The 6,692-nt window shown below is 61.8% G+C and carries 5 protein-coding genes and 2 pseudogenes; 5 read left to right on the top strand and 2 right to left on the bottom strand.

Going from position 1 to position 6,692, the window contains the following annotated elements:
* Together BN871_RS24065 and BN871_RS24060 are read right to left on the bottom strand one after the other, a co-directional pair.
* On the bottom strand, nt 1-307 hold a 307-nt coding region (locus BN871_RS24065; protein ID WP_048749476.1), incomplete at its 3' end, for a ThiF family adenylyltransferase.
* A gap of 2 nt (nt 308-309) precedes the next feature.
* Nucleotides 310-1,062, bottom strand: a complete 753-nt coding sequence (locus BN871_RS24060) for a molybdenum cofactor biosynthesis protein MoaE (protein WP_048749475.1) — start codon at nt 1,060-1,062, stop codon at nt 310-312.
* Nucleotides 1,063-1,164: 102 nt separating this feature from the next.
* On the opposite strand from BN871_RS24060, the gene moaA reads away from it, so the two are divergent.
* The 5 genes and pseudogenes from moaA to BN871_RS27180 form a co-directional block, all read left to right on the top strand.
* Nucleotides 1,165-2,160: a GTP 3',8-cyclase MoaA gene (moaA, locus tag BN871_RS24055; RefSeq protein ID WP_048749473.1), complete on the top strand. Its 996-nt coding sequence runs from the start codon at nt 1,165-1,167 to the stop codon at nt 2,158-2,160.
* Between the two features lie 85 nt (nt 2,161-2,245).
* Nucleotides 2,246-3,694, top strand: a complete 1,449-nt coding sequence (locus BN871_RS24050; protein WP_048749471.1) for a bifunctional UDP-sugar hydrolase/5'-nucleotidase — start codon at nt 2,246-2,248, stop codon at nt 3,692-3,694.
* Nucleotides 3,695-3,806: 112 nt separating this feature from the next.
* Nucleotides 3,807-4,925 (top strand): HD-GYP domain-containing protein, encoded by a 1,119-nt coding sequence (locus tag BN871_RS24045; protein ID WP_048749470.1) that lies wholly within the window; start codon nt 3,807-3,809, stop codon nt 4,923-4,925.
* A gap of 190 nt (nt 4,926-5,115) precedes the next feature.
* A pseudogene (yfkAB, locus tag BN871_RS24040) lies at nt 5,116-6,241 on the top strand (radical SAM/CxCxxxxC motif protein YfkAB).
* Between the two features lie 101 nt (nt 6,242-6,342).
* Nucleotides 6,343-6,692, top strand: a pseudogene (locus BN871_RS27180) (CNNM domain-containing protein); the annotation flags it as partial.

Below are 6,692 nucleotides of genomic sequence, written 5' to 3'. Positions count from 1 at the left end.
CCGCCGCCGCCGCCTTGGGCGTGCCGAGCGCCGCGTCCCGCTCGGAGTAGAGCATCTGCCGCTGCAGGTTGCTCCATTCCACGATATCCCGGTCGATCAGCACGACTTCCCCGACTCCGCTGCGGACGAGATGGGAGGCGATGACGCAGCCGAGAGCGCCCATTCCCGCAACGGCTGCCCGCGAGGAGGCCAGGGAAGTCTGGCCCGCCTCCCCGACGGGAGCGAAGCGGATTTGGCGTGCGTACCGGATGGAGGAAGAGGGAGACTCGTCCCTGGAAAGACTGCGGTCAGCCGCAGCTTCGTCCATGTTCATCCCTCCGCAGGCGGAGACGGAATGTCAGCGAGCGGATTCCAGGGACCTTGCTGATGGCCCTTCCATTCCGACCCGTCCTCCCAGATTTCTTTCTTCCAGATCGGCACGATCTGCTTGAGCCTCTCGATCGCATAGCGGCTCGCTTCATACCCTCCGTCCCGATGCGGCGAGGAGACGGCGATGACGACGCTGGCCTCGCCGACAGCGACGGGGCCGATGCGATGCGAGATGGCGCTGATGGTGCCTGGCCAGCGTTCGGCAAGCTCCGCCCCGATCTGCCGCAGCGTCCGCAGCGCCATCGGCTCGTAGGCTTCGTATTCCAGCAGGACGGTCCGCTTGCCCTGCGTCCACTCCCGCGTCGTGCCGATGAATACGAGCGCAGCTCCGTGATCGGGGTGGAGGACGAGAGAGGAGACTCGGCCCGCGTCGAGAGGGGCGGACGTAATGACGTACCTCATGTCGCTGCTGCTGTCGTCCCGTCCGGCAGCACTGTCCTCCCCTCCGGAAACGGGAGGCAGAAGAGCCAGCCTGTCCCCGCAGTCCAGCATCTGCCCGTCTGGGGCGTAAGCCTCGTTGCAGGCGACAAAGCTGACTCCGATAAGGCTGGCATGAGCCGGATAAGCGGCGGCGACGGCAGCTTTGAGGCTGCCTGCGGACATGCTGCCCTCGGGCAGCTCAAGCGTGATTTCCGGCATGCCGATCCGCTCCGGCAGACCGGCGAATAAGGCGATTTTCCAAGCATATTTCATGGGAGTTAGTCTCACCTGTCTTTAGAGCTAGTTTGCTTCCAGCATATCATATGTCCTGCAAAAATGTTAAACTGATAGAACAATCAGGAGGGGGAGAGCGAGATGCTGAGCGATGTATTCGGCCGGATCCACGACTATTTGCGCATATCGGTCACAGACCGCTGCAACCTGCGCTGCCTCTACTGCATGCCTGAAGAAGGCATGCCGTTCGCAGACTCCGACACGCTGCTGAGCTACGACAATATCGTCGAGGTCGTCCAGTCGGCGGCGGCCCTCGGCTTCCGCAAGCTGCGCATCACCGGGGGAGAGCCGCTCGTCCGTCCGGGGCTGGACGGCCTCATCCGCAGTCTCAAGGCGATCGAGGGCATCCAGGAGATTTCCATGACGACCAACGGAATGCTGCTCTCCAGACATGCGGAGGCGCTCCGCGATGCGGGGCTGGACCGCGTCAACATCAGCCTGGACACGCTGGATCCGGCGCGCTTCCGGTTCATCGCCAGGCGCGGCGGGCTGGAACAGGTCATGGCGGGCATCGAGGCGGCCGCGCGGGCAGGACTGGGCCCGATCAAGCTCAACTGCGTCCTGCTCAAAGGAATCAACGAGGATGAAATCGGATCGTTCCTGCGGATGTCGATCGAGCATCCCCTGCATGTCCGCTTCATCGAATACATGCCGATCGGCCATGACGACGAGCAGTGGAGAAACGCTTATCTTCCTCTCAGCCGGGTCATGGAGGAAGCGGGCGGGCTCGGCATTCCCTATGCGCCGGTGTCGCGGCTTGCCGGCAACGGCCCTTCGGACAACTGGGCGTTCTCGGGAGCTTCCGGCTCGTTCGGGCTGATTCACCCCGTCAGCGACCGCTTCTGCGCCGCCTGCAACCGGCTCCGCCTGACTGCCGACGGAAGTCTGCAGCCATGCCTGTACTGGATGGATGAGCTGAACGTCAAGCAGGCGCTGGGGAATCCGGCTGCCATGCGCGAGCTGTTCTTCCGCGCGGCCAGGCTCAAGCCCGAGAACCACGAGATGGCGGCCAGGCTGCATGGGGAAATGCAGACTCATACCCCTACTTCCCGGCGGATGTCCCAGATCGGCGGCTGAAGGGCTCTCGGGAGCAGCATCATATCGGCGGCGGTAGAAGACGCCATTCATAGATCATAACCTGGAGCCCAGCGGGAGGATGTCCATGGATGAGAGAAGCATAGATCGGGAGCCGCTCGTCGTGCTGCTCCACAGCAACGATATCCACAGCCGTCTGGAAGAGGCGGCTCGAATATCGGATTATATCGCGGATACCCGGCGGATGTTCGGAGCGGATCGGGTGCTCGCCGTCGATATCGGCGACCATCTCGACCGGATGAGGCCGGAGACGGAAGGCAGCGGCGGGAGCGTCAACATCGAGCTGCTCAACGCCGCCGGATACGAAGCCGGCGTTCCGGGCAACAACGAAGGACTGACCTATACGAAGGAAGAGCTGGAGCGGCTGTACGGCAGCGAGGCGAAGTTCCCGGTCCTCTGCTGCAATCTGGAGGACGCCGATGCCGGCGAGCTTCCGGAATGGCTGCTGCCCTCCCTGGTCGTCCCTAAAAACGGTCTGGCCATCGGCTTGATCGGAGCTACCGCGCCGTATCCGAACTTCTACGGCCTGCTCGGATGGACGGTCAAGGAGCCGGTCGAAGCGATCCGGAAGCAGGCCGAGCAGCTGCGTCCAACGGTCGATGTCCTGGTCGTCCTGTCCCATCTTGGCCTTCCGGTAGACCGCAGGCTGGCGGAAGAAATACCCGGCATCGACCTCATTCTCGGCGGCCACACGCATCATCAGCTGGACGAGCCGATCGCAGTCGGGACGACCTTGCTCTGCGGCACCGGAAAGTTCGGCGAGCATGTGGGCAGGATCGAGATCGGAAGGGATGCCGCGAGCGGCCGGCTGACCTACGGGGCTCGACTTCTCGCGACGGCATCCATGAGGGAGGAGCCGCGGGCGGCCATGCTTCTGGAGCGCTTCAAGGAGTCCGCACGGGTCAGCATGTCGCGAACCTGCGCGGTGCTGGACCGGGCGCTCCCTCTCGATACGGACCGCGAATCCCCGCTCGCCAACCTGCTGGCGGCCGGAGTGCGCCGCTGGACGGGAGCCGATATCGGCCTCGTCAATTCCGGGCAGCTGCTCGGCGGCCTGGCGGCGGGCGAGATCAGCGACGGACTGCTGCACTCGCTGTGCCCCTCTCCGGTCAACCCTTGCCGCATTCTGCTCAAGGGAGGCCGGATCCGCCTGGCGCTGGAGCAGTCCTTGCTGGAGGAGTACACCCGCATGGAGATTCGCGGCTTCGGCTTCCGCGGCAGGGTGCTCGGTTGCCTGGCCATGGATGGAATCGAGCTGGAATGGGACGAGCGCCGCCCTGCCGGCAGCCGCATCACCAGCCTGAGGGCGGGCGGGAGCGACCTGGACGACGACACGGAATATTCGGTCGGCACGCTGGACATGTTCACGTTCGGCGTCGGTTATCTGTCCCTGAAAGAAGGCCGGGACATCCGGTATTTCCTGCCGGAATTCCTTCGCCACGTGCTGGCCGAAGAGCTGCGGAGCCCTGACGGCCTGGACGGCTGCTTTCTCCGGCGCACCCGGCTGCGTTCTTGATGCGAGCGGCCGGAGCGGCATAACAATCCGGTTCGGACTTGCCGATAAAACGATTACGTATGCTCAGCATCATCGACTCGTGAAATTTATGGACGGCAGGAGCGACCTGGCAATGATTCTGATGCCTCTCAGCATGTGCAGGCCGGGGATGATCCTGGCCAAGAAGATTCTTTCCGAAGAAGGCATCGTACTCCTCGGAGAACGAATGGAGCTGACCGCCCGGATCATCGAGCGGCTCAAGGAATGCCATATCAATTTCCTTTACATACAGGATGAATTCACCGATGACATCGTCATGCCGGAATTGATCAGCGAAGACACGATGAGGGTAGCGATGACCGAGATCCGGAGCAGCTTCCGGCAGATGATGGACGCGCCTCCGCGCAAGCGGGGCGTGGCCTACCCCTTTGTCGGCAAGCAGCTTGCCGATGTGATGAACCGGGTCATCGACGATCTGACCTCCCATAAGGAATCCGTCGTCATGCTGATGAATATGGCCTCGATCGACCATTATCTCTATCAGCACTCGCTCAATGTATGCGTATATACGACGATGCTGGGAATATCCCACGGCTACTCCAGGGATGAGCTCATGATGCTCGGCATGGGAGCGCTGCTACATGACGTGGGCAAGACTCGGATATCCTCGGGAGTGCTGAAGAAGCCGGGCACGCTTACTCGAGAAGAGTACGAGGAAATGAAGCGCCATACGCTGTATGGGCATGAAATGCTGAAGAACGAGCCGAATATCCCTCCTCTCGCCGCTTTATGCGCTCTCCAGCACCACGAACGGCTCGATGGAAGCGGCTATCCTCACGGGCTGGCGGGCAAGGAGATTCACGATTTCTCCAAATGGATCGGAGTGGTGGATTCGTACGACGCCATGACGACCAACAGGATCTACCGGAATCCGATGCTGCCCCATCAGGCGGTAGAGGCGTTGTATGCGGGCACCGGAACCCAGTATGAGCAGTCGATGGTGCAGCTGTTCCGCGACAAGGTCGCGATCTATCCGATCGGCATGACCGTGCGCCTGCAGACCGGAGAGGTCGGAGTCGTCGTCGATGTCCGGGCTTCCTGTCCGCACCGCCCGATCGTCAGGGTGCTGCAGGATGACGTCGGGATGCGGCTGAACGCTCCTTATGAGATCGACATGAGCCTGCAGCTCACCCGCATGATCGCAGGCGTCAATGACGAGCAGCCGGAGGAGCCCGCCGCCGTTGGCGTATAGCTTGGGAATTGGACGTTCCGGCCGCAGGGACGGCCGACACCTTTCACGCCGCATGAAGCGCATCCTGACAAGGCCTCGCCCGAGAGGCCTTTTTTTGCGTCTCAACGGCCGGGAGCCGTTTGATATGTCCAAGCCGTAGAAGTACAATAGACCCAGATGTCTACTACGAAGAAGTAAGGTGCTGTTAGAAATGAATTCCAACCTGCAACAAGCGTTAGCTCCCCTCTCTCCCGCCAACGATCCTTGGGATCCGCTGGAGAGCCTCGTCCGGCATGGCGGCCATGCGCTGACAAGCGTGGAGTTCACGGTGACCAATCTATGCAATATGCGCTGCGAGCATTGCGCGGTCGGCGACACGCTGACGATGCGCGAGCCGGACAAGCTGCCTCTGCAGCTTCTGCTCCGCCGCCTCGACGAAGTCGAGCATCTGCGGACGATCAGCATTACCGGGGGCGAGCCGTCCTACTCGGAGCGCACGGTCAAGGACTATATCGTGCCTATTCTGCAGTATGCGGCGCAGCCGGGGCATCCGTTCGCAGCTCAATTCCAACGTGACGCTCGATTACGGCCGCTACGCCCTCATCGCTCCATATCTGGACGTGATGCACATCTCCTTCAATTATACTTCTGCGGAAGATTTCCATGAGGTCGGCTTTGCCCGTTCGGGGCATTCCGTACCCAAGACCGCGGCGGTCCGCATGTACGAGAGGATGATGGACAATGCGCGCAGGCTCAGCGAAGACGGCGTGCTCGTATCCGCCGAATCCATGATCAATTACCGCACCCACCGCAAAATGCCCGAAATCCACCAGCTCATCCGGGAGATGGGATGCGCCCGCCACGAGGTGCACCCGATGTACCCGAGCGCATGGGCGAGCGATCTGCCTGCGCTGTCCAAGGAAGAGATGAGGGCGGCCGTGTCGGAGCTGCTGGATTGCCGCGACGAATCGATGTGGATGCTGTTCGGCACGCTCCCGTTCTACTCCTGCAGCGAGGATGAAGAGGACCGCAGGCTGCTTGCCAGGCTGCGCGGCGAATCCCGCGTCACCGTGCGCAACGATCCGGACGGCCGCAACCGGCTCAACGTCAACCTGTTCACAGGCGATGTGTTCGTCACGGACTTCAGCAATATTCCGGCCTTCGGCAATATCGGCCGCGACCGGCTGGACGACGTGTTCGGACGCTGGCTGGAGCATCCGCTGAGCCGCAGCGTGAATTGCCACTGTCCGGCCGCGGCCTGCTGCGGTCCGAATCTGCTCGTGAAGGATATGTATTACCGGGATACCGACTTCTTGTCGAAAAAAGCGATTTTGTAACCCTTCCGCGGCCGCGCCGACTGCTTCGGTCCGGCTGATTTCGGGGAATAGGGGTGAAAAAGGCTCCGCGCCTGCTTACCATTGATGGAGGGGTATCCGAAATGACCAAAGAATTTGTACCTGGCGAAATTATTCTCAACCTTGCCCTTGTCGCCGTTCTCGTGCTGCTCAACGGCTTTTTCGTTGCGGCCGAGTTCGCGCTCGTCAAGGTACGCTCGACGCGGCTGACACAGCTGCGCTCCGAAGGCAACAAAAAAGGCCGATTACGCGCTGCGGGTCACGCACCGCCTCGACGCTTACCTCTCGGCGACCCAGCTCGGCATTACGCTGGCTTCGCTTGGACTGGGCTGGGTCGGCGAGCCGGCCGTATCGCATATGATCGTGGAGCCTCTGCTGTTCAAGTTCGGAGTCACGAGCGAAACGGTCATTTCGACGGTGTCCCTGATCATCG

The organism is Paenibacillus sp. P22, assembly GCF_000469945.2.
GTDB classification, from domain to species: domain Bacteria; phylum Bacillota; class Bacilli; order Paenibacillales; family Paenibacillaceae; genus Paenibacillus_O; species Paenibacillus_O humicus.
This window is presented reverse-complemented; position numbering and strand designations above follow the sequence as displayed.